At 43.4% G+C, this 24,443-nt stretch carries 30 protein-coding genes; 4 read left to right on the forward strand and 26 right to left on the reverse strand.

All coding sequences use genetic code 11. From position 1 onward, the window contains the following. Window positions 1-17: 17 nt before the first annotated feature. The 11 genes from MWM02_RS13695 to MWM02_RS13745 form a co-directional block, all read right to left on the reverse strand. Window positions 18-1,952, reverse strand: a complete 1,935-nt coding sequence (locus tag MWM02_RS13695) for a stage V sporulation protein D (protein WP_244402238.1) — start codon at window positions 1,950-1,952, stop codon at window positions 18-20. Window positions 1,953-2,026: 74 nt separating this feature from the next. After that, window positions 2,027-4,237: a penicillin-binding protein gene (locus tag MWM02_RS13700; RefSeq protein WP_064551123.1), complete on the reverse strand. Its 2,211-nt coding sequence runs from the start codon at window positions 4,235-4,237 to the stop codon at window positions 2,027-2,029. A 6-nt stretch (window positions 4,238-4,243) separates the two neighbouring features. After that, on the reverse strand, window positions 4,244-4,597 hold the full coding sequence (gene ftsL / locus MWM02_RS13705; protein ID WP_064551124.1) for a cell division protein FtsL: 354 nt from the start codon (window positions 4,595-4,597) through the stop codon (window positions 4,244-4,246). Window positions 4,598-4,658: 61 nt separating this feature from the next. Beyond that, window positions 4,659-5,591 (reverse strand): 16S rRNA (cytosine(1402)-N(4))-methyltransferase RsmH, encoded by a 933-nt coding sequence (gene rsmH / locus MWM02_RS13710; protein ID WP_244402239.1) that lies wholly within the window; start codon window positions 5,589-5,591, stop codon window positions 4,659-4,661. A 326-nt stretch (window positions 5,592-5,917) separates the two neighbouring features. Then, complete coding sequence (gene bshC, locus MWM02_RS13715) at window positions 5,918-7,546, reverse strand: bacillithiol biosynthesis cysteine-adding enzyme BshC (protein ID WP_244402240.1); 1,629 nt, start codon at window positions 7,544-7,546, stop codon at window positions 5,918-5,920. 101 nt (window positions 7,547-7,647) lie between these two features. Further along, window positions 7,648-8,034 (reverse strand): DUF3397 domain-containing protein, encoded by a 387-nt coding sequence (locus MWM02_RS13720; protein WP_064551127.1) that lies wholly within the window; start codon window positions 8,032-8,034, stop codon window positions 7,648-7,650. After that, window positions 8,027-8,926 carry a 2-dehydropantoate 2-reductase gene (locus MWM02_RS13725; RefSeq protein ID WP_244403627.1) on the reverse strand — a complete coding sequence of 300 codons (900 nt, stop codon included), beginning with the start codon at window positions 8,924-8,926 and terminating at the stop codon, window positions 8,027-8,029. Before MWM02_RS13725 ends, MWM02_RS13720 begins: the two co-directional genes overlap by 8 nt. 102 nt (window positions 8,927-9,028) lie before the next feature. Then, window positions 9,029-9,622 carry an RsfA family transcriptional regulator gene (locus MWM02_RS13730; protein WP_064551128.1) on the reverse strand — a complete coding sequence of 198 codons (594 nt, stop codon included), beginning with the start codon at window positions 9,620-9,622 and terminating at the stop codon, window positions 9,029-9,031. Between the two features lie 72 nt (window positions 9,623-9,694). Further along, window positions 9,695-10,456 (reverse strand): enoyl-CoA hydratase/isomerase family protein, encoded by a 762-nt coding sequence (locus tag MWM02_RS13735; protein WP_244402241.1) that lies wholly within the window; start codon window positions 10,454-10,456, stop codon window positions 9,695-9,697. Between the two features lie 122 nt (window positions 10,457-10,578). After that, window positions 10,579-10,752, reverse strand: a complete 174-nt coding sequence (gene rpmF / locus MWM02_RS13740; protein ID WP_003251950.1) for a 50S ribosomal protein L32 — start codon at window positions 10,750-10,752, stop codon at window positions 10,579-10,581. A 64-nt stretch (window positions 10,753-10,816) separates the two neighbouring features. Continuing rightward, window positions 10,817-11,362 carry a YceD family protein gene (locus MWM02_RS13745; RefSeq protein ID WP_064551129.1) on the reverse strand — a complete coding sequence of 182 codons (546 nt, stop codon included), beginning with the start codon at window positions 11,360-11,362 and terminating at the stop codon, window positions 10,817-10,819. Between the two features lie 132 nt (window positions 11,363-11,494). On the opposite strand from MWM02_RS13745, the gene MWM02_RS13750 reads away from it, so the two are divergent. Further along, entirely contained in the window at window positions 11,495-12,700 is a 1,206-nt protein-coding gene (locus MWM02_RS13750; protein ID WP_064551130.1) for a nucleotidyltransferase, read from the forward strand. Window positions 12,701-12,729: 29 nt separating this feature from the next. Here the strand turns inward: MWM02_RS13750 and MWM02_RS13755 are convergent, their stop codons facing one another. Beyond that, on the reverse strand, window positions 12,730-13,743 hold the full coding sequence (locus MWM02_RS13755; RefSeq protein WP_064551131.1) for a SepM family pheromone-processing serine protease: 1,014 nt from the start codon (window positions 13,741-13,743) through the stop codon (window positions 12,730-12,732). Further along, the gene (locus MWM02_RS13760; protein ID WP_081260238.1) at window positions 13,743-14,528 is read right to left on the reverse strand and encodes a patatin-like phospholipase family protein; all 786 of its coding nucleotides are present in this window, start codon (window positions 14,526-14,528) and stop codon (window positions 13,743-13,745) included. Before MWM02_RS13760 ends, MWM02_RS13755 begins: the two co-directional genes overlap by 1 nt. Window positions 14,529-14,682: 154 nt before the next feature. Between MWM02_RS13760 and ylbJ the strand changes: the two genes are divergently transcribed. Continuing rightward, the gene (gene ylbJ, locus MWM02_RS13765) at window positions 14,683-15,897 is read left to right on the forward strand and encodes a sporulation integral membrane protein YlbJ (RefSeq protein WP_064551296.1); all 1,215 of its coding nucleotides are present in this window, start codon (window positions 14,683-14,685) and stop codon (window positions 15,895-15,897) included. 26 nt (window positions 15,898-15,923) lie between these two features. Here ylbJ and coaD read toward each other — a convergent pair whose 3' ends face one another. Both coaD and rsmD read right to left on the reverse strand, forming a co-directional pair. Then, complete coding sequence (coaD, locus tag MWM02_RS13770; RefSeq protein WP_064551133.1) at window positions 15,924-16,454, reverse strand: pantetheine-phosphate adenylyltransferase; 531 nt, start codon at window positions 16,452-16,454, stop codon at window positions 15,924-15,926. A gap of 6 nt (window positions 16,455-16,460) precedes the next feature. Next, window positions 16,461-17,030, reverse strand: a complete 570-nt coding sequence (rsmD, locus tag MWM02_RS13775) for a 16S rRNA (guanine(966)-N(2))-methyltransferase RsmD (protein WP_064551134.1) — start codon at window positions 17,028-17,030, stop codon at window positions 16,461-16,463. 396 nt (window positions 17,031-17,426) lie between these two features. Between rsmD and MWM02_RS13780 the strand changes: the two genes are divergently transcribed. Next, the gene (locus MWM02_RS13780; RefSeq protein WP_064551135.1) at window positions 17,427-17,816 is read left to right on the forward strand and encodes a DUF7147 family protein; all 390 of its coding nucleotides are present in this window, start codon (window positions 17,427-17,429) and stop codon (window positions 17,814-17,816) included. Between the two features lie 44 nt (window positions 17,817-17,860). Here the strand turns inward: MWM02_RS13780 and MWM02_RS13785 are convergent, their stop codons facing one another. The 7 genes from MWM02_RS13785 to MWM02_RS13815 all read right to left on the reverse strand — a co-directional run bounded on the left by MWM02_RS13785 (window position 17,861) and on the right by MWM02_RS13815 (window position 21,424). Beyond that, on the reverse strand, window positions 17,861-18,145 hold the full coding sequence (locus MWM02_RS13785; RefSeq protein ID WP_064551136.1) for a YlbG family protein: 285 nt from the start codon (window positions 18,143-18,145) through the stop codon (window positions 17,861-17,863). 29 nt (window positions 18,146-18,174) lie between these two features. Next, window positions 18,175-18,621 (reverse strand): YlbF/YmcA family competence regulator, encoded by a 447-nt coding sequence (locus MWM02_RS13790; protein ID WP_064551137.1) that lies wholly within the window; start codon window positions 18,619-18,621, stop codon window positions 18,175-18,177. 103 nt (window positions 18,622-18,724) lie between these two features. Beyond that, a complete protein-coding gene (locus MWM02_RS13795) occupies window positions 18,725-19,102 on the reverse strand; it encodes a hypothetical protein (protein WP_064551138.1) in 378 nt (125 codons plus the stop codon). Between the two features lie 39 nt (window positions 19,103-19,141). After that, window positions 19,142-19,375: a YlbE-like family protein gene (locus MWM02_RS13800; protein WP_064551139.1), complete on the reverse strand. Its 234-nt coding sequence runs from the start codon at window positions 19,373-19,375 to the stop codon at window positions 19,142-19,144. Between the two features lie 11 nt (window positions 19,376-19,386). Further along, window positions 19,387-19,776, reverse strand: coding sequence for a YlbD family protein (gene ylbD / locus MWM02_RS13805; RefSeq protein WP_244402242.1), 390 nt, complete (start codon window positions 19,774-19,776; stop codon window positions 19,387-19,389). Between the two features lie 78 nt (window positions 19,777-19,854). After that, window positions 19,855-20,868: a CAP domain-containing protein gene (locus tag MWM02_RS13810; RefSeq protein ID WP_244402243.1), complete on the reverse strand. Its 1,014-nt coding sequence runs from the start codon at window positions 20,866-20,868 to the stop codon at window positions 19,855-19,857. A 130-nt stretch (window positions 20,869-20,998) separates the two neighbouring features. Further along, window positions 20,999-21,424, reverse strand: coding sequence for a CBS domain-containing protein (locus tag MWM02_RS13815; protein ID WP_064551298.1), 426 nt, complete (start codon window positions 21,422-21,424; stop codon window positions 20,999-21,001). 190 nt (window positions 21,425-21,614) lie between these two features. On the opposite strand from MWM02_RS13815, the gene MWM02_RS13820 reads away from it, so the two are divergent. Then, window positions 21,615-21,974 carry a YugN family protein gene (locus MWM02_RS13820; RefSeq protein ID WP_064551142.1) on the forward strand — a complete coding sequence of 120 codons (360 nt, stop codon included), beginning with the start codon at window positions 21,615-21,617 and terminating at the stop codon, window positions 21,972-21,974. A gap of 23 nt (window positions 21,975-21,997) precedes the next feature. Here MWM02_RS13820 and MWM02_RS13825 read toward each other — a convergent pair whose 3' ends face one another. From MWM02_RS13825 to ctaF, 4 genes are all read right to left on the reverse strand, one after another. Next, window positions 21,998-22,258, reverse strand: coding sequence for an Asp23/Gls24 family envelope stress response protein (locus MWM02_RS13825; RefSeq protein ID WP_244402244.1), 261 nt, complete (start codon window positions 22,256-22,258; stop codon window positions 21,998-22,000). A gap of 312 nt (window positions 22,259-22,570) precedes the next feature. Then, window positions 22,571-23,038, reverse strand: a complete 468-nt coding sequence (locus MWM02_RS13830) for a DUF420 domain-containing protein (RefSeq protein WP_244402245.1) — start codon at window positions 23,036-23,038, stop codon at window positions 22,571-22,573. A 53-nt stretch (window positions 23,039-23,091) separates the two neighbouring features. Further along, a complete protein-coding gene (ctaG, locus tag MWM02_RS13835; protein WP_244402246.1) occupies window positions 23,092-23,988 on the reverse strand; it encodes a cytochrome c oxidase assembly factor CtaG in 897 nt (298 codons plus the stop codon). 118 nt (window positions 23,989-24,106) lie between these two features. Then, window positions 24,107-24,439: a cytochrome c oxidase subunit IVB gene (ctaF, locus tag MWM02_RS13840; protein WP_064551146.1), complete on the reverse strand. Its 333-nt coding sequence runs from the start codon at window positions 24,437-24,439 to the stop codon at window positions 24,107-24,109. Between the last annotated feature and the right edge of the window lie 4 nt (window positions 24,440-24,443).

Raw genomic sequence — 24,443 nt, forward strand, 5'->3', positions numbered from 1 at the left:
TAGCCGCCCCTCGAAATTTATTCGCCTTCTTTCTCTGCCTTTGCTGCTAAATAAATGCGAATGGTCGAACCTTCTTTTACTTTCACTCCAGGTTTTGGAGCTTGCTCAATAACAACGTCACCTTCTCCACTAACATCTAATTTTAAGTTAAAAAGTTGCTCTTGCAAGTCTTTTTTCGATAAGCCGATTAAATCCGGCACTTCGATCATTTTCGGATCATTCCATTCTCTCTCTTTTTCTATTTGATCTTTCCTTGGTTTGACGCCAAGCACGCGCAAACTGTCTTCCATAATTTTTCCAACGATTGGGGCGGAGACGACGCCGCCAAACTGCACCGTTCCTTTCGGATTGTCGACAGCAACATAAACAACAAGCTGCGGGTCATCCGCCGGAGCAAAGCCGATAAATGAAACGATATGGTTGTCTTTTAAATATCGGCCATCTTTCGCTTTTTGCGCCGTTCCCGTTTTTCCGCCGACGCGATACCCTTCGACATAGGCACCTTTTCCTGTTCCTTGAGCAACGACGCTCTCTAGAGCATAGCGAACTTGTTTGGACGTTTCCTCGGAAATAACGCGACGCTTCGCCTTTGGCGTATTGCGGATTACCACCTTTCCTGTCTCAGGGTCAACCCATTGTTTCGCGATATATGGCGTATACAAAATTCCGCCATTGACCGCCGCAGAAACAGCGGCAACCTGCTGAATCGGCGTCACCGACACCCCTTGACCGAAGGCCGTTGTCGCTTGTTCAACAGGCCCAACACGTTTCAAATCAAATAAAATTCCGGTTCCTTCCCCTTGCAGATCAATTCCTGTTTTTTCACCAAAGCCGAACTGTTTTATATAATAAAATAGCTTTTCTTTTCCAAGCCGCTCCCCGAGCTCGACAAAACCCGGATTGCACGAATTTTGCACAACTTCTAAAAAGGTTTGCGATCCATGCCCGCCTTTTTTCCAGCAGCGCAACGTAGCACCGGCCACTTTTACATATCCTGGATCATAAAAATGATCTTTCAATAAGTCGACTTTTTTTTCTTCCAACGCTGCGGCAAGCGTGATAATTTTAAACGTCGAACCAGGCTCATACGTGCTCCAAACCGGCAAGTTACGATTGTAGATTTCCGGCGGCACATTCCGATAATTTGCCGGGTCAAACGTCGGGCGGCTCGCCATCGCCAAAATTTCTCCCGTATTCGGGTTCATTGCGATCGCAATTATGCCGTCTGGATTGTACTTTGCTTCGGCAATATCAAGCTCCCGCTCCACGATCGTTTGGATGCGCGAATCAATCGTAAGCATCAAATCTAATCCGTCTGTCGGTGGCGTATATTCGTCCGTCATATTCGGCATTCTTTTTCCTTTCGCATCCGAATAAAATTGCACCGAACCGCGCTGGCCGCTCAATTCCTTATCGTAGTAAAGCTCCAGCCCCGTCAAACCTTGATTATCGATGCCGGTAAATCCTAAGACGTGTGACAAATAACTACCGAACGGATAATAACGTTTTGTATCTTCCGCGATATATACCCCTTTTAGGCCGAGCGCCCGAATTTCTTTTGCTTTTTCATTCGATATTTTTCGCCCTTCCGGAATGCGTTCGATGGAGGTTTTTTTCGTAATGCGTTTGTACGCCTTTTCCACGGGCATATTTAATACTTTCGCCAATTTTTCCGCTGTTTCCACCGGGTTTTCAATTTGGCGCGGAATGACGTATACGGTTGGAGCGCTCATGTTTGTGGCGAGCGGAACGCCGTTGCGGTCCAAAATTTCCCCTCGTTTCGGTTCAAACGGAATGTTTCTGCTCCATGAATCTTTCGCCCGTTCCGTTAACATATCCCCTATCAGCAATTGAACATATCCGAGGCGAATGTCAATAATGGCAAAAATGAGCACTCCAACGAGAAACACGATCATCAGCCGTTTGCGGACAGTGACGTGAGAAGCGCGCATATAGTGGAACCTCCTTTTATGAGATAGGCTCGTTCCACTATATGCTTGTACGTTTCATTATAGAACGTCCTGAATCACTCAACTGGGCCATCGTTTTTCTTCCTTGAAGCTTCCTTTTGTTCTTGTTCCATTCTTTCCTGCCATTTTCTCGGTTCTTCCAGCTCTACAATTAAGTAATCTCCTTTCTTTACTGACGCGCCTGGTCGAATATTTTGGCTGACGACATACCCATTTCCTTTTGTGCTCGGACGAAGCTCTAGCAGTTCCGCTACTTTCATCACATCGCGCAGCGACCAGCCTCGCACGTCCGGCATCACTGTTTTTCCATTTGTTTTTAGCATCACCCGTTCTCCAGCAATGGCCGTATCGCCGGATATTGGTATATGATCTTCAATCTGCTGTCCATCTCCGATTACAACCGGAACAAGCCCTTTTTCCTTTAATTCTTTTACTGCTTCTTCTGTTGAACGGCCTGCATAGGAACCAATTTTAATTCCTTCCGTTTTAGTTTTTGGCGTTTTCTGCTCGGAAGAAGGTTGAATATGCAAATATTGCAGGCTATTTTTCATGACGCTAGTAAAAATATGAGAAACAGGTGCTGATCCTGTCTCTGTATAAGACAGTTTTGGCTGCTGGACAGCGACATACATAATTAAGCGTGGATCTTCTTTCGGGGCCATTCCTAAAAAAGAAAAAATATAGTTTTGATAGCCGGTTAAATACCCTCCGTTTGGCGACGGAATTTGCGCCGTTCCTGTTTTTCCGGCGACCCGATACCCTTCGATTTGGTACGGACGCCCCGTTCCTTTTTCCGAAGTAACGACCGTTTCCAATATATCTAGCACTTTTTGCGCCGTTTCTTTTGTAATCGGCTGCTCCACTACTTCCGGTTCATTTTTTACAATAACTTTTTTTGTATCTGGATCGACGATGCGATCGATAACATATGGCTTCATCATTTTTCCGCCGTTTGCGATCGCAGTTGCCGCTTGAATTTGCTGGATTGGTGTCACCGATGTTCCTTGGCCGAACCCTGTCGTTATTCTTTCAATCGGATATTTATAGTGAATTTGTCCTACCGCTTCTCCCGGAAGATCTATCCCTGTTTTCCGATCAAAATGGAAACGATGCAAATATTGCAAAAAGCGGTCTTCTCCCAATTTTTCCTTTACTAAAATCGAAAAAGCGACATTGGAAGAGCGTTGTACGCCTTCATTAAACGTAATCGTTCCCCAGCCTACTTTGTTATGGTCGCGAATAATATTTTGCCCCACTTTATAATAGCCAGACCGATATCGCTCATTCCCGTTATACACACCTTCGTTGATGGCAGCAGCAAGCGTAAAAATTTTCATTGTCGATCCTGGTTCATACGGATAGGAAATCGCGTCGTTGAAATAGTTTTGTATATTGCGTTTATTCGGGTCAAAGCTCGGCCTTGTCGCCATCGCCAAAATTTTTCCCGTTTTCGGATCTGCCACAATCGCGATCATTTTTTTCGGCTTATATCGTTTTTCGACGTCATTCATCGCGTCTTCCAAAAACGTTTGTATTTTTTGATCGATCGTTAAATAAACATTCGCTCCATTATCCGGCGGAACGACGGTTTCTTTCGAATTTGGAAGGCGAAATCCGCTCACGTCCCCGGCGAAAGACACATAACCGTCTTTTTCGCGCAAATATTTATCTAAGCTTTTTTCAATCCCCATTTTTCCGACTGTTTTATTTTTGTCCTCTTTTTGCGCATAGCCAATGACGTACGAAGCAAAATCACCGTTCGGATAAAACCGTTTTGTATCACGAATAAAACCGATCCCTGGCAAATTTAACGCTTCAATTTTTTCTTTCAATTCATAGCTAATGTTTCGTCCGTTCGCGCCAAATTCCACTTGCTTTGCATCTTTTGTTAAAATTCGTTTTACTTCGTCCACATCCATTTTAAGCAATGGAGCTAATTTTTTGGCCGTCTTTTCGGGATCAACGACATGCCTTGGATGGTCAGGATCTGTCGTCATTTTCGGATCAAGAACGGCCACCACCGAATAAGATGGCACGTCTTGGGCAAGCACTTCGCCATTTCGGTCAAAAATGGTTCCGCGCTTTGCTTCGATGGTGCGCTTTTGCTTATACTTTTCTTCCGCCTTTACCGCTAACACCTGGCCATCGGCAACGCCTGTTACCTGCAGCTGAATAAAACGAGCAAATAACACAAAAAAGAGCAGACTGAACAGGAAAAATAATATAGCTGCTCCTTTATTCGTGTTGCTATGCTTTTTCTTTTCCATCGTCAATCATTCCTGTACAACTTTTACGTTATTTTCGTTCAGCGAAAGACCTAGTTCTTTCGCTTTTTTCAAAATCCGCTCATACGTGCTTAATTGCTGGACTTCCACGTATAAATCGTTATTACGCTTTTGCTGCTCTTGAACCGTTTCTTGCAGCTGCTGAATCTCTTTGTTGATTTGATAAATCTTCACTTGATTTGCCACAATATGAATTGCCGCGTACATAGCAAACGCGCAAAACGATAAAAATAAAAACTTTTCACCTAATGTCAAGCGAAATTTTAACTTTCGTTTTTTTCGAACGTGTGGACGTGACGATGGACGTTGTCGTTCATGAATTTTCGCCGCTGTATTATTCATCGATTTTTCTCCCTCCTGCTTAGCGATACGATTTTCGGTTTCAACATCATATCCCATCTCATCAAAGTTTTTCGGCGATGCGCAATTTTGCGGAGCGCGCGCGACGATTATGCGCGATCTCTTCCTCAGAAGGAACGATTGGCTTTTTTGTAATAATTTTTAAGGTCGGACGATATTGATCAGGAATAAGCGGGAGTCCAGGAAGAAGCTGCGGTCTTTGGCTTGCCTCTTTGAAAGCCGCTTTGCAAATGCGATCTTCCAATGAATGAAACGTAATCACGCTAATCCTTCCACCTGATTTCAATGCATCAATCGCCTGCGCAATCGCCTCTTGGAACGCTTGCAGCTCATCGTTGACGGCAATACGTATCGCCTGAAAAATTCGTTTGGCTGGATGTCCTCCGCTCCTTCTCGCTGGCGCCGGAATCGCTTCTTTAATGATGTCGACCAACTCTCCGGTTGTTTCAATCCGCTTTTCTTTGCGAACTTCTTCGATTTTCCGCGCCACTTGCTTTGAAAATTTTTCTTCACCGTAATGAAAAAAGATATGTACGAGTTTTTCATACGGCCAATGATTGACAATATCGTAAGCCGTTAATGATTGCTCTCGATTCATTCGCATGTCCAGGGGGGCGTCATGATGATAGCTGAACCCTCGTTCCGGTGTATCTAACTGCGGGGAAGACACCCCTAAGTCAAACAAAATCCCATCTACTTTATGAACTCCCCGCGCCGCCAGTTCTTCCGCAAGAAAACGAAAATTTCTGCGGATAAATGTCACTTGCTTTTCATAACGATCCAACCTTTTTTTCGCGTACTCGATCGCCATATCATCTTGATCGAACGCAAACAGCCTTCCTTTCTCCGACAATTGTGAGAGCAAATACTCACTATGCCCTCCGCCACCAAGGGTACAATCGACATAAGTCCCATCTGGGTTTATATGAAGCCCGTCTACCGCTTCCTTTAATAACACTGTTGTATGTTGAAACACGAGTTCACCACCTTCGCCGCTCATTGCTGCACATTTTTTATTTATACAAAAAGCAAATCTCGTCATGAATGACTAGGCAAGTTTCCTTGTTAAGAGCGGTTGCTTATCTATTATACCGCAAAACATAACAAAATTTTAGCTTTTTTTGTAAAAACTCGTCTTCCTCTGGTTGTTTTTGTCGCATTTTAGCAATTTGTAACAATAATTACTGAACAATTTTTTACTTTTATTTCCATACCATTTCTTTATGTCTACTATTCCTTCCAATAAAAAAAAATCCTGCATAAAACAGGATTTTTCTTTTCGACTTTTTCTTGTAAAAATGATTATATATATACAATTTTATGCATGCCGTTCCATCTGTAATCAAGGCCTAAAAGTTTCTCTAAAAAATCGAATCCATATTTATTGATGTAGTAGAAAATATTCCAAATCCGCTCCTGAGGCGATTGATTCGGCATCAACGACATTTCCACGCGGGAAAACTTCCGCAATTCCGTTTCATATTTCCGCATTAATGCCTGATGCAACGTTTGCTGAAGAAAATCGATTTGCGCTTGGAGGAGATTGGCATTTTTCGTCAGCAAGCCCGCTAATCCGCGATCAATTTCCATGCCAATCTCTCGAAGTGGACGATGAATTTGTTCGATTTCCGCTTTCGCTTTCGCAAATATTTCATCGAGCGGATAACGGGTTTGCCGCGCTAGCCACTTTTGCTTTACTTCTGCAATCCGCCCTGTGAAAACGTCCATCACGTCGACGCCAATGTCGTCCAAATCGGTTTGAATGGAGCGTTCTACGATCGTTACGTTCATGCGCGGGACAACCGGCGGCATTTTGAAGCCAAATATCGAAAACACTTCTTTCAGTTCAGCCCAATATGCAATTTCTCCAGGGCCGGCGACAAACGCCAACGTCGGTAGCAAAAACTCCTGCATAAGCGGGCGGGTCACGACATTATTGCTTAAATTGCTAGGGCTTCTCTTAGCAAGCTGTATTAACTCATCTTTGGAGAAAACAACCTCTCCTTTTTTACTGCGAAACACCTCTTTTTGTGGATCATGTTCGAGCAGCCGTCGCTCCCGTCCATCGTAGTAAAATAAATTGGCGCAATGTGGTTGCATATCCAACGCATTCTTATATCCGAGCTGCCGAAGCTGACGCTGCTTTTGCAAAACAGCATCCGTCACTTCGCGATGGCACTCAATCAATGACACAAAAAAGCTGCTTTCGATCGCGCGCAATGAAGCGTCGGCGGCATTGAGAACAACTAACCCTTCGGAGGCAAATAAACGCAAAACGATCGAAGCAAAAAAGTCGACAAACGTTTTCGATTCGTCTAAACATCGGAACAGAAAATCAAGCAACTTATTTGTCGTTTCTGTTTCCCCGTACGTTTTTACGATATCGTCGATCCACTTTGAACAAACTTCGCCATCTAAAAACAAATCCGAAACCATCCGTTTTTCTTGCGGAATATCCGGATAAACACGCTTTTTTATTTTTCCACTCTCTGCGACGTATACGTGATTTACTTCGGCAATGTCATGGTCTTCACCAGCAATCCAAAACAGCGGAACGACCGGCACTCCTAATTTGCTTTCTTGTTCTTTGGCAAGCTTGATGATGGAAATGATTTTATAAATGGTATAAAGCGGCCCCGTCAATAACCCCGCTTGCTGCCCGCCGACGACCACTGCACTGTCAGGACGAAGCAGTTTCTCAATATTGTCAAATGTTTTAGGGCTCGCGTGAAATCGCTGGTGGTACGAACGCAAATATTCAACAAGTTCGCGGCGCGGATACGCTCTTGCTTTGATGTCGTCGAGCCGCCTCCAAAACACGTCTTCCTTCTGAAACGAGTAAGAAAAGCCTTTTTCGAGCGGAAAAGTGCCGTTTATGTAATCGGTTGCTAACGGTGTTGTAGCAGCCAAAGAAATTTCCCGAACTTCCATTTTAGAAACTTCCTTTCTTATGTATGTGTAATGTTCTTCCATGAGTATAGCATTCTTTTTGGCAAATGAAAAAACAGTTGCTCACCGTCACGCGGCGTTTTTTATAAGTTGCTAGATACCCTCACGATTATTCCGTAGACAAGCAGGCTAAAATAAAGAGTGGAAAATAATAAGAAGTTTGCCCGCCAAAACAAGCGAAAAACAGCGGAAAAATGAAAATCTTCTTTTTTCCGCCAATACCCGATCGCAATCAACATATGCATAATCAGCAAAAAGAAGACAATGTGCCATAAATACGATTTTCCGGAAAGAACGGCAAGCAAAAAGTGAACGGCAATAATAAAAAAAAGCGTCGAAGCATTTACTGCCGCATAAAACGACTTTCGCTTTCTTTTTAGTAACTTACGGGCAAAAAAATAAACGAGAAAAAACGATAATAACGGCATCGTAACAAACGCCGCAACCAGATGGGCAATCACATCATCCATGTTTCGCTCCTCCTTCTTCCATCCCTTTTATTGCAGCAAATAGAAATTGCGAGAGCGGCAGCGAAACCCCAAGCTCTTTTCCTTTTTCCAAGACATAGCCTAAAATGGCGTCAATCTCCGTTTTTCGGTGTTGGGAAATGTCCATGAACATGGATGAATAATTGTCTGCCGTTTTTTCACAAACATCCACAATATGGTTCCATGCCGCTTGTTCATCTTTGATCGGCAACACTTGCTTCAGCTCGGAAAACAATAACGCCATCATTTCATAATATGGTTTGACCTTAAGCAACTTGCCGTTTTTGACGCGCAAAAGCGCCGTCAACGGATTAATGACCGCATTGACGATCAATTTTTTCACCAACACGCTTTCCCAATCATTAGCGATTTCAAACGGAAAATCGGAGATGCTTTTTTTTGCTAAATTTGCCGCTTGTCCGAACGTGCCATACAAGCTAGCAAGCACAATTTTTCCAATTCCTGTATGTTCCACCGTGTGATCATCATGTTTAAGAGCACCGTGCTCGACAGTTCCCACAATCACATTTTTCTTCGTAAACGAAGATAACAGCTTCACATGCGCCATCCCGTTTTGTAAAAAAACGATCGTCTCTACATGATCAAACTGGTTTTGCCGGTTGACAATCGCCGCGACATCGTATTGCTTCACCGTTACAAAAACAAGGTCATCGTTGATATACGCATTCGTAAACGGCATAGCTTGAAGTGAAATGCGCTTTGTTTCTCCCCGTTTCACAAACCGCAATCCTTCTCTCATTAATCGTTGCGCTTGTATAGAGCGTCTTGTGTAAACAGTGACTTCATATTCACCGCTTAAATAAGCAGCGAGCAACAGTCCGATTGCACCGCCGCCAATAATTCCAATTTTCACAATTTCTTCCTCACTTTCCGCCATCCATGCTATTTCTATTTTAGCAAATAGCTAATTCATCCGTTAAGAAAAAAGGCTGACCTTATATATTAGGTCAGCCTTTTATGAGTTTTCCGCTTTTCCTAGGACAACATTTTCCGTTTGTGAGGCTTCTCGTTGTTCTTGCCCTTCTTCAAGCGCTGCCATTTTTCTCGCTCGTTCCATGATCACAAGCAACATTTTATATTCTTCTTGAACGGCGGATAGCTCCTTTTGCAGCGCTTCTTTCTCTGCTTGCAGTTTTGTAATCATTTGTTGTAACTGCTCCATGTCTTTCTTTAAAGCGCGGTTTTCATCGGCTATTCTTTGCGAATCATATGCCGTTTGTCCATATGCCCGCAAAAACGCAATGACATCAGACCACGTTAAATTTTTTTCTGTTACTTCTTCTTTCTTTTTCTGTCCTTTTTCTTCGCTAGCAACCGCCTTTTTTCTTTCCTTTCGCTGTTTTTTCGCCAGTTCGATTTCCTCTTTATACTGTTTTCGAACATACGAGTTCCAGCGAAATCCACACGCAGCTGCCGTGCGCGATAAACGTCGGCCTACTTCTTCAAATGCTTGAAGCTGCGTGCCTCCCTCGCGAATATAGCGCAATACGACTTCCGCTAGTAGCAAATCTTCCTCCTGCGTCCACGCATCTTGGCGCACACTTGTCATCTTCTTCCCCCTCCATAGCCGCTTTTTCACCCTATATGTATGCAGCTAGTAGAGAAGATAGAAGGGGAAAAATTACGATTTCTTTAAAAAAGACTCGATAGCTCTCTTATGTTCTTCCGCCCCCCATAACTTTGCACAACGCGCGATTTCGGCAAAAAATCTCGTCCGAAACTCGCAGTTCTTCCATTTTTCCGTGGCCGCGGCTTTATAAGCCCGTAGTACGGAAACAGATTGCGATAAGTAAGGAGCGAGCAGACCGCGGCATTCTTCCCGCAAATTGCCGCCTGGCAACACCGCGTGAATCCATCCATACTCGCGCATTTTTTCTACGCTGATTCTTTCCGCGCGCAAAAGTATATCAAGCGCTTGCGTGTACGGAAGCTTTTCAAAAAGTATTGTCGCGCCGCCCCATCCAGTCGTTATGCCAAGCTTTCCTTGAATAAAGCCGATTTTACTTCCACTTTTCGCATAGCGGAAATCACATGCCGATGCTAATTCGCAGCCGCCGCCGACAGCGGGGCCATTAATGAGCGCGACAGTCGGTTTAGGTAACGTAAGCAATGAATACAAAATCTTGCCCATCTTTTCTAACATTTGTTTTGCCGTTTCCGCATGTAAATGTTGAAATTCGCTTAAATCTCCCCCTGAACAAAACGCTTCATCCCCTGTTCCTGTAATAACGAGCATTTTTACATTATCATTTTTTTCTACCATCGCGATCGTTTCTTCCAACTTGTCCATTACTTCAAAATTGATCGCGTTTCGTTTCTCTGGGCGATGAATCGTAAACCACACAACTCCATCACGGTCATGTTCTACGATCGCTACTTCCATCTTCTTTTCCCCTTTCCCTATAAAGAATTGGGCAATGATGGAGCGTTTTCCTGCTTCAATTTGCATAAAAAAACAACAAGCACAAGTGCTTTTCTTCCTTGTGCTTGTTGCAAAAAGAACAATTATTTGTTCACAACTTCTCTTCCTTTGTAAGTACCGCAAGATTTGCATACACGGTGAGCCAATTTCATTTCACCGCAATTTGGACATTCTACCATGCCAGGAACTTGCAATTTGAAGTGAGTGCGGCGCAATCTTTTTCTTGTTTTCGATGTTCTTCGAAAAGGTACTGCCATGTTTTCCACCTCCTTATCAGCACTCAAAGTATCAGAAAAACCCGGATCATTCCGGTTGCTTCGCTCACTCGTTTCCGCCTTTATCAAAAAACTTCGCTAATGCAGCAAGACGAGGGTCAATTTTTTGCTTTGCTCGTTCTTCGATAATAGCATTCCATTGTTCTTCCTTAATAACTTCCCAGCCTTCTCCAGACTGCGGCGCCCCGTCCTGCACCGTTTCTTCTTCCGCAAATATTTGCATTGGAATTTCCAAGAGAATAAGCTCTTTCACGATTGGCAACAAATCGACCGTGTCGTCTTTCACTAAATGCGAATCTTCCTCTGTCGACACGACATCATAATCATTCATAAAAAACGTTTCCGTCGTCTCGATGGAAAACGGATACGAAACGTCAACCAGCGTCCGCGAACAAGGCAGCACCATCGTTCCCGACACCTGTAAATGGAACGTAAATTTTGTCGAACCGATATCTGCCTTTCCATGTACATGCACAAGCGAAATATCGCGGATCAGTTTGTCGATCTCTTTTAAATCGGAAACATCGACATATTCGTCAATAGCCATTTCTTTATGACGAAATTGATGAAGTTGATGAACAGTCCATTTCATAAAAATCACCCCAAGGCAACAAAGAAAATTATACGTTTCGTTTTCCTATTTGTCAATATTTTTTCTTTACAGTATAATTGTTGTCAGTTTATAGACAATTTATCACTGAAAAAATCCAGGGAGAGCAAAACGATGAAGGCGGTTGGAATCATTGTCGAATACAATCCGTTTCATAACGGGCATTTATACCATTTACAAGAAACAAAAAAGCAAACCGGAGCAGATTGTATCATCGCCGTCATGAGCGGAAATTTTCTGCAACGCGGAGAACCTGCGCTTGTCTCAAAATGGGCACGAACAAAAATGGCTTTGTCAGCCGGTGTCGACATTGTCATTGAACTTCCGTACGCATTTGCGGTTCAATCGGCTGAACGGTTTGCCAGCGGTGCCGTTGCATTGCTCCATTCCTTATATTGCGAAGAAATTTGTTTTGGCAGCGAAAGCGGAAACATAAAAGCGTTCACCGATGCGGCAAAAACGCTTTTAGAACGAAAACTCCAGCATGACAGTTATGTGCAAAAAGCGCTGAAAAAAGGGGTAAGCTACCCGCGGGCGAACGCAGAAGCCTGGAAACAATTAGACGACGTCTCCCTTGATTTATCGAAGCCAAACAACGTGCTCGGTCTTGCATATGTCACAGCGATTTTGCAAAAACAAATTCCAATCACTCCGCGCACGATTCGCCGCATCGCCTCCGGCTATCATGACGAAACGTTCTCCCATCCTTCGATCGCTAGCGCAACAAGCTTACGCAAAGCGATGCAAGGATCGATTGCACAGTTAGAAACAATCGCTCCGTACATACCGGCTGCCACGAAACAAGCGCTCAAGCAATATTATGATACATACGGCATGTTTCATGAATGGGAAGCATATTTTCCACTTTTAAAGTATCGCATTATGACAGCGGAAGAGGAGGAGTTGCGCCAAATCGCCGGCGTCGACGAAGGCATCGAACACCGCCTAAAGCAGGAAATCGTCGCCGCCCCAACGTTTTCTGCCTTTATGAACGCACTCAAAACAAAACGATACACATGGACGCGCCTGCAACGAACGTGCACCCATATTTTAACAAATTTTACGAAAGAGCAACAAAAAAAAGCAGAAACGCCGACATACATTCGCTTGCTTGGAATGAGCAGCAACGGAAGGCATTATTTGCAGCACGTGAAAAAACTGTTGCCGCTGCCGCTTGTCACAAAAATGTCCAGATTAAAACATGACCCGATTTACCAGCAAGAAAAAAAGGCGGCGTTTGCTTATGCCGCCATATTTCCTGAACCTGTCCGCACCAATGCCTTGAAAGAGGAGTACGCCACTCCTCCCATTCAACAATAACAGCGGGGACAAGGGGAATGGTACGCCTGCTATTTCATTCTTTCTAAATAACGAACGGCGTCATCAAATGTATCGACCGGGACAATTTTCATTTTCGTCCCGATTTCTTTTGCCGTTTTGACCGCTTCGCGATAGTTCGAATCTGCCGCGCCGTTTTCGTTTGGCGCAAAGAAAATTTCCGCCCCCTCTTTGTCAGCAGCGACGATTTTTTGAGAAATGCCGCCGATTGGGCCGACTTCCCCATTTATATTAATGGTGCCCGTTCCGGCAATTTTATGTCCTTTTGTAATATCATCGTCAACAAGTTGATTATAAATTTCTAGCGAAAACATCAACCCTGCCGATGGGCCACCGATTTGTTCCGAATTAATGCGGACCGGCGGATTTGTAACAACATCATAGTCAGTAGCGAGCGATATTCCTATGCCTATCTGTTTTGGATCGTGCGGAAATGGCATTAATGTAAAGGTTGCCACTTTTTTCTTTTTGCCGCGCTCAAACATAATGCGAACGTTATCCCCTTTTTTCTTCGTGCGAATGTATTGCACCATCTGCTCCGATGTATCCATCTTCTTTCCGTCTATTTCCACAATGCGGTCACCCACTTTTAACCGCCCATACGCCGGCATACGCGGAACCACGCTCATCACGTATACGCCTTTTGCCTTATAGGAAACAGGCTTGCCCGCTTTTTTATACGCAACAACAATCGCCGCTTCTTTTGACTGCTCCATAAGCTGAAACTGGCGCATCGTATATTCCTCATCTGTTTCTCCTTCTTGTTTAATCTCATCCAATGGATAAAGCTCATAAAAGGAGCGGATATGCGCAAGCAGATAAGAAATTGCATTCGCTCGTCCCATTCTCACTGTCGTCAACATAAGCTCTCCTTCATCCTCATCTCCGTTTTCCACATGAACAAGCGGTTTTAAATCTTGCGCAGTTCCTGGCATTGTAACGTAATAAGGAAGTTTAATAAAAATAAGCAACAGCGCCACGATGACGCCCATGAAAAACGTCATCACATACACTCGTTTTTTCATCAGCGTGAATGCTCCTTCCAGTTCTCAATGACTTGGCGAATTTTTGGCACATATTTGCGCGCTTCCTGTTCACCGATGGCGATAATTTCTTGTGCGTGTGTAAATGCGCGCGGGCTATACTGTTCGACATGCGGGCGAATCATCACGTCCGAAGCGAGCTCGCGATGACGGACAATCTCATCTTGCAAAATGTCAAGGCTTTGTAAAATCACGTCAAATATTGACGCAATTTCTCCGTCCACTTTCACATGGGAAACATCGACTGCAATGACAATATCAGCGCCCATTGCTCGCGCCACAGAAACAGGGACGCGATCAACCACTCCTCCATCTACGAGAAGGCGCCCATCCACTCTTTCAGGGACAAAAATGCCGGGAATCGAAATGCTTGCACGGACAGCACGGGCAACATCACCGCGGCGAAACACTACTTTTTGCCCTGTCTGCAAATCCGTCGCGACAATTGCCACAGGGATGGATAGTTCCTCGATTTTTTTTCCTTTTGTGAGAAGGCGAATAAATTCGGTGATTCGTTTGCCGGCGATCAACCCCATTTTCGGAATGGTAAAATCGATGTAATCATTTCGACGAAACGATCTTGCTAGCCTATATAAACGGTCGAGGCCAAGGCCGCTGGCATACAAAGCGGCAACGAGCGCCCCAATGCTGCTTCCCGCGATGCAAGCAATCGGGATTTTCTCCTCTTCCAATACTTTTATGACTCCAAGATGGGCAAAGCCTCTCGCTCCTCCGGAACCTAGCGCTAACCCAATTTTCGGAAGCACCATTTCTCTCCCCTCCAATAACGATCTTGTTCCATCTTATGATGGTCTAAAACTTCCCCCTATACTCGTATACTAAACTATATGAGGTTGTACATCACAATACGTCGCTAAAAGGGGGAGAGAGAATGTGCCGCTACCGGGAGGCTGAACACATATGAAAACAAAAGCAAAAACCGTCTTTCTCGCTTCAACAATCACTTTGTTTGCACTGTCATTAATTTGCTATCCACAGCAATCATTGGAAGCGTCGATCCGTGGTTTAAATATGTGGTGGGAAGTCGTTTTTCCATCGCTATTGCCTTTTTTTATCGTGTCTGAATTACTGATTAGTTTTGGAGTCGTCCGGCTGATCGGAGTTTTATTGGAACCGCTCATGCGCCCGCTTTTTCGAGTCCCTGGAGTTGGCGGTTTCGTCTGGGCGATGGGAATGGCTTCCGGCTATCCATCAGGCGCAAAACTAACGGCACGGCTTTATCAAGAAAAGCAAATTTCCACGATCGAAGCAGAACGGCTAGCTTCGTTTACTAATTCATCGAATCCGTTATTCATTTTTGGCGCGGTATCGGTCGGATTTTTTAACAATCCAAATATTGGAATCATTTTAGCGCTTTCCCATTATATAGGAAACATTTGCGTAGGAATCATGATGCGCTTCCATGGAAAATCGCAAGAAAATTCAACAGAAAAACGACTAAATCATCCGTTTTCTCTTCCCTACGCATTTCGGGTGCTTCACGAAACACGCCTCAGAAACGAACAGCCGCTTGGAAAATTGTTAGGAGACGCCGTGCGTTCTTCCGTACAAACATTGTTGATGATCGGTGGGTTTATTATTCTTTTTTCCGTCGTGAATAAACTTCTTTATATGATGCATATTACGCAGCATATCGCCGTTATTGTCCAATACGTCCTTCACTTGTTCCAGCTTTCCAAAGAGCTGAGCGTTCCGATCATTTCCGGGTTATTTGAAATTACGCTTGGCAGCCAAATGATCAGCCAAGCCGATGGGGCCGAACTGTTGGAAAAAGCAATGGCAACAAGTTTTATTCTTGCCTTTGGCGGATTTTCTGTGCAAGCGCAAGTAGCGAGCATTCTCGCTGAAGCAAACATCCGCTTTAAACCATTCTTTATCGCCAGAATGATGCACGGATGTTTTGCCGCATGTTTTACATACGTATTGTGGAAACCGCTCTACCTCCATCCGGCCGCTGTAAATATGCGCGTTATTCCTACATTTTTCACGGAGCACTCGCAAAACTTGATGGCCCATTATTGGCAGCTGCTGCACCAATTCGGGCCAATGATTACGATCACCTTTTTATGTTTGTATATATGGCTTACCACCGTAAAATGGCAAAAAGGGCAATAAGGAGGCTGACTTAAAAGAAACTCCTTTTAAGTCAGCTTTTCGTTGCTTCGGTTGGCAGCATCTTCTCTAGAAGCAAGGGAAGCAAATTTTTTTCTTAATGCTTCCTCCACAACCGGTGGCACTAAATCGGAAATATTGCCATTATACTTTGCCACTTCTTTAACAATGCTAGAACTTAAAAAGGCGTATTGACTATTTGTCATCATAAAAAACGTCTCAATATTTTCGTCAAGAACACGGTTCATCGACGTGATTTGCATTTCATATTCAAAGTCGGACACCGCCCGCAAACCACGCAAAATCGCGTTTGCATTTTTGCTGCGCGCATAATCGACAAGCAAGCCGTGAAACGATTCCACAATCACATTTGGAAACGGTCGTGTAACTTCCCGCAACAGCTCTATCCGCTCCTCGACGGAAAATAGCGGCTTTTTTGCCGAATTGTTAAGGACCGCCACATACACTCGGTCAAACACTTTCGCCCCTCGTCTAATAATATCTAAATGCCCATATGTAACCGGATCAAAGCTTCCCGGACAAACTGCAATGCTCGCCATTTCCTATTATTCCCCTTTCTCTACATCCGTGTACCGGTAGATCGAAATCGCAGTAATTCCATATACTTCATGTTTCCACTTTACAAGACGGCCGACACGTTCGGCAAGATCCATTTCAGAAGAATGCTCTGCAACGACAGCGCCATCTTCTTCAAGAAGTCCATGTTCATCAATAAATGAAAGAATCGACTGCAATTTTTGTTCTTTATACGGGGGATCCAGAAAAATGAGATGAAAACGAAGCCCCCGTTTTACAATCGCCCTCAATGCCCTTTCCGCATCATTTCGATATATTTCCGCCTGTTCTAACAACCGACACGTTTCCACATTTTTCTTGATCGTTTGCACCGCTTTTACGTCATGGTCCACAAAAATGACTCGGTCAAGGCCGCGGCTTAATGCTTCAATTCCGAGACCACCGCTGCCGCCAAACAAATCAAGGCCCATCCCACCAGAAAAATACGGGCCAATCATATTAAATATCGCTTCTTTTACTTTATCTGTCGTCGGTCTTGTCGACATACCTGGAACCGCTTGCAGGCGTCTGCCTTTGCACTTTCCCGAAATCACCCTCATTACTTTCACCACGTTTTACCACAGTTTTGTACCATTTATCGTATCATAAACTTTATTATAGTAAAACAGCCGAAAAATTCATAGTAACATGTATATAAATTAGCAAACTGGACATAATGAGTAATGGCAACATCCATGCGGGTGTTATTGCCAACCACGGAGAAGACTTACGTTTCCCCATAAGTTCTTCCTCCGGTTTCTCCTCTCCCTTTTCTTTTCCTTTAGTTTACTTGTTTCCTACCGATGCGCGAGGAGCAAGTAAACGTAAAGGAAACCTGCGGACGTATGCCGCAGGGTTTTTTTATTTTTCCAGTGAATAAGGCAATTTCTCATTTGAAATTTCGCTAAACAATGATTAAAGTTATGTATGGATTAACAATAATAAGGGGGATAAAAATGATTCAGCGTTTTATCGAGCTAGGGGAAGGTTATTCGGATATATACGAACTAATTGAACTTGCCAGAGCAAACCGGCATCGTCTTTCCGGGCTTTTTGCTTTTCATACGGTGAAAAACGGTCAGCCGGTGACGTCATGCGTTGTTGTTTTACATCCAACCGATCCTGGAGATTTTCAACCGTTGTATATTTGCCGCGAAGGAATTCCCAATCCGTACGTTAAGCCAAACAAACGATATGATTTATTCGTCCAGCTCGCGAAAGAACTAGGAACAGAGATTATTCATTTAGAAGTAAAGCCTTCGACGTTTTTTGCTGACTTAGACTTATATTATCAACACTTAATCGGCATTATGCGGATGAACCGATTTATCCCTCCGCTCCAATAACCGGAATAAAAAACGGCTGACTTTCCTAAAGAAAATCAGCCTTTTTATTCTGCGGAATATCCTAGCGAATAAGGAGAGTCTTTTTCTTTTTCTCCTTTTTTTGATTCAAATTCTAATTTTAAAAACGGCCGATAAGACGGTTCGACCCGTTTGACAAATGGCAAGGAAGCAAGCTTTTTCATCATTTCATCCACTTGCTCCATATCGCAATACAAAACCGCGTATTTTAACCGCTTCGAAACGTAATGAATATTGCCGAATTTGCGCAGATGTCTGCTATGCTTTAGTGAATGCAGCCAGACGATGATTCCTTGGCGTTTTGGAAACATATTACCATTCCCCTTTTATAATACTATTGCTATGCGCGGCAGCCACAGCTTCCCCCTGCTCCGCATCCGCCTGAACAGCCGCCCGACAAAAAATACGGATTCCCTGTCGGCACTTTTACGTTGTCGGATACCGCTTTCCCAATTAACACGCTGATTTCGTCCAACAATTGTTGCACAGCGTTTTCCGCCTTTTTAAAATCGGCAATCGTCTCGTGAAGATCAAGTTCCCGTTTTGCTTCACGCACTTCTTTCATCACCGTATGATAATCGGGATGATATTTTCCGAAGCGCTGTACTTCCTCATAACGCTCCTTTGCCTTTGTAAAACGTGCGATAATATCTTGAGCGGCACGATCTTCTCTAAGCCGTCGAGAACAGCGGCGGTATTCTTCCGCCACTTCCGATTGCGCAATCATTTTTGCTAATGATTCTGCTTTATCTAAAATCTCGAGTCGCTCGAGAGTTGCGATAATCACGTTATTGGCACCTCCAATGTTATGATACCATGAGATGAATCGGAAAGAAAAGCAATGAAGACGGCACAATAAAAAAGATCTGACTTGCTTGTCAGATCTTTTCTTATGGGATTGTCACCGTAAATTCATGGGACAATCCGGTTATTTTTCCGTCATTATACACAAGTTCAATGCGCACCACGTGTTTTCCGGCTGGTAATCCTCGCAACATAAATGCCGCAGTATATACTTCATTCACTTTTTGCCCGTTGACATATACATTAACGTGCCCCCCGTCCGTTCCATTTTGAAACGGAAAACTAGGGGCAATGCATTCAATCAATACATTGTTCCCTTTCACGTCATGTTTAACATGGAAATATTTGTTTTCTTGATGAGCCATAACAGGAGCAACGCTGAAAACATTTGCTTTCGGCATCCATGCTCCCAAAACGGCGAAAAAACCCAAAAACAAAATAATGAGCTGTTTTGGCAAAGACATCACTCCCTTTAGGAAGTAGTCTTTGCTTTTTTGCAAAAATTAATCACGCATCTCTTGAAACAGATGAAGCATCAATGAAGCCATTTGCAAAGAATTGGCGATTCTCTCCACTTTGTGCGGAATCGTCTGTCCATAATAATGGAGCGCTGCAATCTCAAAAGACGGCAGCTGATGCGGATAGCGGGAAAGAAGGCGGTACCAGCGCGGCTCTTCGCGAATAAACGATTGTAGCATTTGTTTCGTTCGAATATATTGGATTACTTCGTTTCTCATCAGTGTTCCCTCTAGTCTTTGCGGAATGAAAACGGTCGTTCATCTTGTCCTGTTTGCATATGCGGTTGCTTTTGGCTCCCTTGAAATTGAACAATCATACTTTGGATGGCAGCAATCGCTTGCTGAACGTTCGCGAGATGTTTTTGCACTTCATTGGTGTCCATATTTTGCAACATATTCGCGAGTTTTTCGATCCATCGATTGCTTTTTTCCGTGTGCTTCATTGACTCTTGATTTTGTTTATAATTTTTCCAAATTTCATCATCCTCGCCAAATAAATACCAATCCTCGTAAAACTCCTTCCACGTCTTTTTGCCGCTGCGTACTTCTTGGATGATTTTTGGATGCTTCTGGACAAACCGTTTAAATTTCTCTACCGAAGGATGCAGAGGTTTTGCCATAAATATTCCCCCTCATCGTTTCGCGCCTATCTACCATATACTATCGCCTCTATCTGATTTGCGTGCGCCCATTTTTCGCTACCATGGCTTTAAAAAGTCTTGCGTATAATAATCACCAGAGACGCCGACACCAAGATAAGTAAATTGTTCATTTAATAATGTTTCACGATGACTTTGGCTGTTCAGCCACCCCTCCACCGCTTCAATGCCATCCATATGATGCGCGGCAATATTTTCTCCCGCAATTTGAAATTTAATATTTGCAGCTAATAACCGGTCTTTTAAATCGCCCTGTTTTGGGGATTCATGCGAAAAAAAATGGTGCTCTTTCATATCTTTACTATGCATGTAGGCAACTTTCGCCGCTTCTTCATGCCAACGAACCGGCTTAACATGATAATGCTGGCGAATGATGTTTGTAATATCAAAAATTTGTTTTGCGTTTGCTGTCTCTACTTCCCGCTGTCGTTTGACAGACAAAGGCTTCGGATTTAGCAAACGGCCGCGATAAACAAGCTCATATGGCCGCATTTTTACGAATGTTTCCCCAGTCATAAGGCGAATGCTCGAAATCTTCCCAGTAAAACGGTCGACATACAACTGCGCATAGACGTTGCCGATTTTGACGATCGGCCGGGTGGCGTAATCTTGTTCGGACAGCTCAAAACGATATGTTCCCGTGTGCAACTTTATTTCAACATTTTCTAAAACAGGCATCGTCTTAAACACGTCTTGAAGCGGCTGACCAATGTAAAATGGCTTCACATTAACATCTTTTCCGCATACAAATGCCGTAACGACACGGCCGTCCATGATCCCAATTTGAAAATATGCGCTTGGCCCTCGATGGTAAATCAACCATTCGTAATCATAAGCGGAAGCATCAATTCGAGTTGGCGAACCAAACTTTTCTTTCACATCCCTTTCCGTTTTGCCAATCAGAGAAAGAATGCCATTCTCGACTTTCGGCTCCTTTACCATATAGTCTTTCGGTTCCGTTTCTTGTTCTTGAGGGGGGCTAAGCGGTGGCGTACTTGGCGCAAAATAATAAAATCCAATTAATAGCAACAACACAAGAAGAAACCATTTCACACAGCAACTCTCGCTTTCCGAAAAAGATTATCCTATTGCCATTATATCCGTTTTTCTACAGCAAAAAAAACGGAAAAACGAATTCCCCTGCTTGCAGGGGAATTCGTGCAGTAATCACTTTTTCGTTTTCCTAATGTAAAAAATTAGGATTAGAAATTTCCGTTAATGCGCGTCCAGCACTTTCATCTGAATAGCGATTTATCGCAAGATCGCCAAGGGAAACAATTCCCACTAGCCTGCCATGCTCCACAACGGGAAGGCGGCGAATCTGATGCTCCGCCATTTGCTTTGCAGCCTCCTGCACAGAAGCATCAGGAGTTATTGTAATTAATTTGTCGCTCATTACTTCCGTCACTGGTGTAGAACCGGGACGCTTTTCAGCGATTCCACGCACGACTAAATCGCGATCAGTAATCATTCCGATCAATCGTCCATGATCCACAACTGGAATCGCGCCAACGTTTAAATCGCGCATTTTTACCGCTACTTCATATACGTTGTCGACAGGTGTGCAATATTCGACATCGATCGTCATCACCTCGCGCACTGTTTGCACCATTCATCTCTCCCTTCGGCCATTAGTTTTGCCAAAAATAAAAAAAAATAACGGCATATGCAAAAACTTTTATCGGCGAAATGTAAGGTATTCATTGAAAGTTGACCGCTTTCATACTATTATAAATGAGGGAGCGTCTTATTTTTTCACGTGCCAATAGCATACGTTTCGTTAAATAGGAGGAATAAATATGAGATTCGAAAATATCGGTATTGAAAATCAAACAGTGGAGCTGTCTCAATTGGACGATTTGCTTGAAAAACATGGCTTTGTGCGAGCAGGGCAATGGGACTATGAGCGCGTTACATATGATCGTAAATTTCAAATTAAAAACGACGTTTACTATCTCCGCATCCAAGGTTACGCGGTCGAAGGGGATGTCGACTCGCGCTACGCGCTAATTAAGCTATTGACCCCAATACTTGGAAAGTATTATTACCCACATGGCGTCGAATATGGAGAAGACGAACATTTCCCTTCATCATTAGTGAACCAATGCCAAACGATTTTAACAAAAGTGAAAGAAGGTCTAGATAAAATCCAACAATAAAAACAAAACGCATGGGGAAAAACTCATGCGTTTTGTTTTCCATCTTCCGTTGTGAACATAACGAGACGTTGCACAAACAGATGCACTTGTTCCACAATAAATGGGGTCATCGTTTCTACCTCATGAATAATTTTCTGCTGCAATTCTGTACATAAAGAGATAATTGGAGCGCCATACACCATTGTTAACGCAACCGACACTGTGCAACGGCGGTCGTTCGTAAAAAAGACATTAACCATTGTTTCTTCGCTCACGATTTCTTGTTTTTCTTGCAGGCACATCATTACAATTGTACACACAGTCGACTGAGCTACAGTGCGTTTTCGGAAAGCGAACGATTTCTGTCACTCCCCCATCATTTTCATTTGATCAGCTTCGACACAACAAATAAGCGGCATGTTTCTATTCTATACATATGCTGTTCTTTTTGGTTGTTTTCTTTGTTTTCTCGCCAAAAAGTAAAGTTCGGCTTACCTGCTATTTTCCTATATAAAAGATGTGCCAGAACACCAAAAATTATGTCCGGATGAGGCACGCACATCCAGCATGCAAACGCTCGCCATATACAAACATCCCGACACGAAGCGTCGGGATGTTTAAAAGCCTAAAATCGCTTTAATCATCGATGTCGTTTCTCCCCCGCGGTAAAATACATACAAGAGCAAATATACAGCTATGCCGGTAACAGCCGTACAAAACCAAATTACGCTCGTAATAGGGCCTAATCGTTTATGTCTGATGAGATTATTTTTTAATCCCGATAATATCGTAACAATTCCGAAAATAGCTCCGATCATCGCTAAACAAATATGAAAGATTAAGAAGATCGTGTAATAAATGCGGACTCTTTCGGGACCGCCGAAGCTGGTGTTCCCAATAAATAAGGTTCTTGACATATAAATGATAAAAAACAATAACGCAAACGATGCTGCCGATAGCATGACTTTTTTATGTGCTTCGACGTTCCGTTGCCGTATTAAGTACCACCCATACCCTACTAGCACCGCGCTAATGACAATACAGCTTGTACTAATAGTCGGTAAAACTGGAAATGAATGCTCCATATCCCGTTCCTCTCTATACTATCTTATATTGTTATGATAATTTTCTTAAAACATTACAACTCAGAAGGTTGCGGCGATACACCCGTTTTCTCCTTTTCCTGCTCTTTTCGATACCATTCCATAAAGACGAAAAAGAGCATGGTACCATAAACGATTTCTTGAATAATTTTCATTAATATACCGCCAAGCTGCTGATCTTGAAGAAGCGGAATCGAAAAGAACATCTCCGGCCCTGTTAAATCAAGAGAAGCTAGCGTCCCAGCGGGAACACAAAGGGCAAGCGACTCCATCCACATTTTCGGATCGTAATAAGTCGCGTACAACGGCTTACCCGCGAAAATAATCAAAGCGCACGCTGGCGTCAACAAAACGCCATCTGCAAAAATATACCCTACCTTTTTAAGGCCGCTAAGAGACTGCCAGCCAGGCATTTTATTGACTAGAGGCCACCACATCATCCACGCGGCGATAAAAATCATCGTCGTCATTACCGCATGATAAAGCGCATTACTTTTCACTAAGTCAAAAATAAATGGAACGTGATAAAGCGAGAACAATCCATTAAATAAAACGATCGCAACAAGCGGTTTTGTCAAAAACGTTATGGTCGCCTTTACCGGCCGAATTTGAAAAAGTCGCTCAAACAGCCAATTCGGTATTCCTAAAATCAGCAATTGCGGAACCAGCAAATTCAATACTGCCATTTGTATCATATGGGCGCTAAATATCAAATGACCGAGCAAATCGATGGGAGAACCTTGACAAACGTAAAGCAACACGATGCCCAAGACAAAATACGCTTTCTGCTTGCGCGTTGGCGGTCCCTCGTTTGTAAAACGAGTTCGCCACGGTCCGACGACCATAAAATAAAGGCACGTAACTAGCAATAGAAACGCAAGGAAATAAGGGCTCCATAACGCGACAAAGCCAAACATGCTTAACGACGCCATCTTTATTCACCTCAATCTTTCACCTTTCATTATACTACATTCATCACGTTTGTCTATTGTTCAGCGCTATCATATCAATAAAAAGGGAATCAGCGAAAAAAGCTGATCCCCTTTTTGCTTACCACCAAACAATTGTCGAAAACGCCCAAACGGTCAAGAAGGCAACAAATACACCGCCATACATGAATATAGACGGAATTTCATGTCCTTTATGGCTCATATGCATAAAATAATACAATTGGAACATCACTTGCACAACAGCAAGAAGAAAAATAAATGGAACGGAAAACCAATGCGAAAACTTATCATAACCGACCGCAAAAAACGCAATCAACGTTAACAAAATCATCAATACAAACGAAATAACTTGATGTTTCATTTCTTCGGCGTTTTTCTTGCGGCGGTACTCCAAATTCACGTTTGGATTTTCAGAATTCGTGTGTTGTGCCATACCA

Source organism: Parageobacillus sp. KH3-4 (genome assembly GCF_022846435.1).
Classification (GTDB): Bacteria; Bacillota; Bacilli; order Bacillales; family Anoxybacillaceae; genus Parageobacillus; species Parageobacillus thermoglucosidasius_A.

What these genes read in the sequence shown, in the direction of transcription:
- MWM02_RS13695 (WP_244402238.1), bottom strand. Translation starts at nt 1,952, where the DNA reads ATGCGCGCTTCTCACGTCACTGTCCGCAAACGGCTGATGATCGTGTTT.
- MWM02_RS13700 (WP_064551123.1), bottom strand. Translation starts at nt 4,237, where the DNA reads ATGGAAAAGAAAAAGCATAGCAACACGAATAAAGGAGCAGCTATATTA.
- ftsL (WP_064551124.1), bottom strand. Translation starts at nt 4,597, where the DNA reads ATGAATAATACAGCGGCGAAAATTCATGAACGACAACGTCCATCGTCA.
- bshC (WP_244402240.1), bottom strand. Translation starts at nt 7,546, where the DNA reads ATGGAAGTTCGGGAAATTTCTTTGGCTGCTACAACACCGTTAGCAACC.
- MWM02_RS13720 (WP_064551127.1), bottom strand. Translation starts at nt 8,034, where the DNA reads ATGGATGATGTGATTGCCCATCTGGTTGCGGCGTTTGTTACGATGCCG.
- MWM02_RS13730 (WP_064551128.1), bottom strand. Translation starts at nt 9,622, where the DNA reads ATGACAAGTGTGCGCCAAGATGCGTGGACGCAGGAGGAAGATTTGCTA.
- MWM02_RS13735 (WP_244402241.1), bottom strand. Translation starts at nt 10,456, where the DNA reads ATGGAAGTAGCGATCGTAGAACATGACCGTGATGGAGTTGTGTGGTTT.
- rpmF (WP_003251950.1), bottom strand. Translation starts at nt 10,752, where the DNA reads ATGGCAGTACCTTTTCGAAGAACATCGAAAACAAGAAAAAGATTGCGC.
- MWM02_RS13745 (WP_064551129.1), bottom strand. Translation starts at nt 11,362, where the DNA reads ATGAAATGGACTGTTCATCAACTTCATCAATTTCGTCATAAAGAAATG.
- MWM02_RS13750 (WP_064551130.1), top strand. Translation starts at nt 11,495, where the DNA reads ATGAAGGCGGTTGGAATCATTGTCGAATACAATCCGTTTCATAACGGG.
- MWM02_RS13755 (WP_064551131.1), bottom strand. Translation starts at nt 13,743, where the DNA reads ATGAAAAAACGAGTGTATGTGATGACGTTTTTCATGGGCGTCATCGTG.
- ylbJ (WP_064551296.1), top strand. Translation starts at nt 14,683, where the DNA reads ATGAAAACAAAAGCAAAAACCGTCTTTCTCGCTTCAACAATCACTTTG.
- coaD (WP_064551133.1), bottom strand. Translation starts at nt 16,454, where the DNA reads ATGGCGAGCATTGCAGTTTGTCCGGGAAGCTTTGATCCGGTTACATAT.
- rsmD (WP_064551134.1), bottom strand. Translation starts at nt 17,030, where the DNA reads ATGAGGGTGATTTCGGGAAAGTGCAAAGGCAGACGCCTGCAAGCGGTT.
- MWM02_RS13780 (WP_064551135.1), top strand. Translation starts at nt 17,427, where the DNA reads ATGATTCAGCGTTTTATCGAGCTAGGGGAAGGTTATTCGGATATATAC.
- MWM02_RS13785 (WP_064551136.1), bottom strand. Translation starts at nt 18,145, where the DNA reads ATGTTTCCAAAACGCCAAGGAATCATCGTCTGGCTGCATTCACTAAAG.
- MWM02_RS13795 (WP_064551138.1), bottom strand. Translation starts at nt 19,102, where the DNA reads ATGTCTTTGCCAAAACAGCTCATTATTTTGTTTTTGGGTTTTTTCGCC.
- MWM02_RS13800 (WP_064551139.1), bottom strand. Translation starts at nt 19,375, where the DNA reads ATGAGAAACGAAGTAATCCAATATATTCGAACGAAACAAATGCTACAA.
- ylbD (WP_244402242.1), bottom strand. Translation starts at nt 19,776, where the DNA reads ATGGCAAAACCTCTGCATCCTTCGGTAGAGAAATTTAAACGGTTTGTC.
- MWM02_RS13820 (WP_064551142.1), top strand. Translation starts at nt 21,615, where the DNA reads ATGAGATTCGAAAATATCGGTATTGAAAATCAAACAGTGGAGCTGTCT.
- MWM02_RS13825 (WP_244402244.1), bottom strand. Translation starts at nt 22,258, where the DNA reads ATGATGTGCCTGCAAGAAAAACAAGAAATCGTGAGCGAAGAAACAATG.
- MWM02_RS13830 (WP_244402245.1), bottom strand. Translation starts at nt 23,038, where the DNA reads ATGGAGCATTCATTTCCAGTTTTACCGACTATTAGTACAAGCTGTATT.
- ctaG (WP_244402246.1), bottom strand. Translation starts at nt 23,988, where the DNA reads ATGGCGTCGTTAAGCATGTTTGGCTTTGTCGCGTTATGGAGCCCTTAT.
- ctaF (WP_064551146.1), bottom strand. Translation starts at nt 24,439, where the DNA reads ATGGCACAACACACGAATTCTGAAAATCCAAACGTGAATTTGGAGTAC.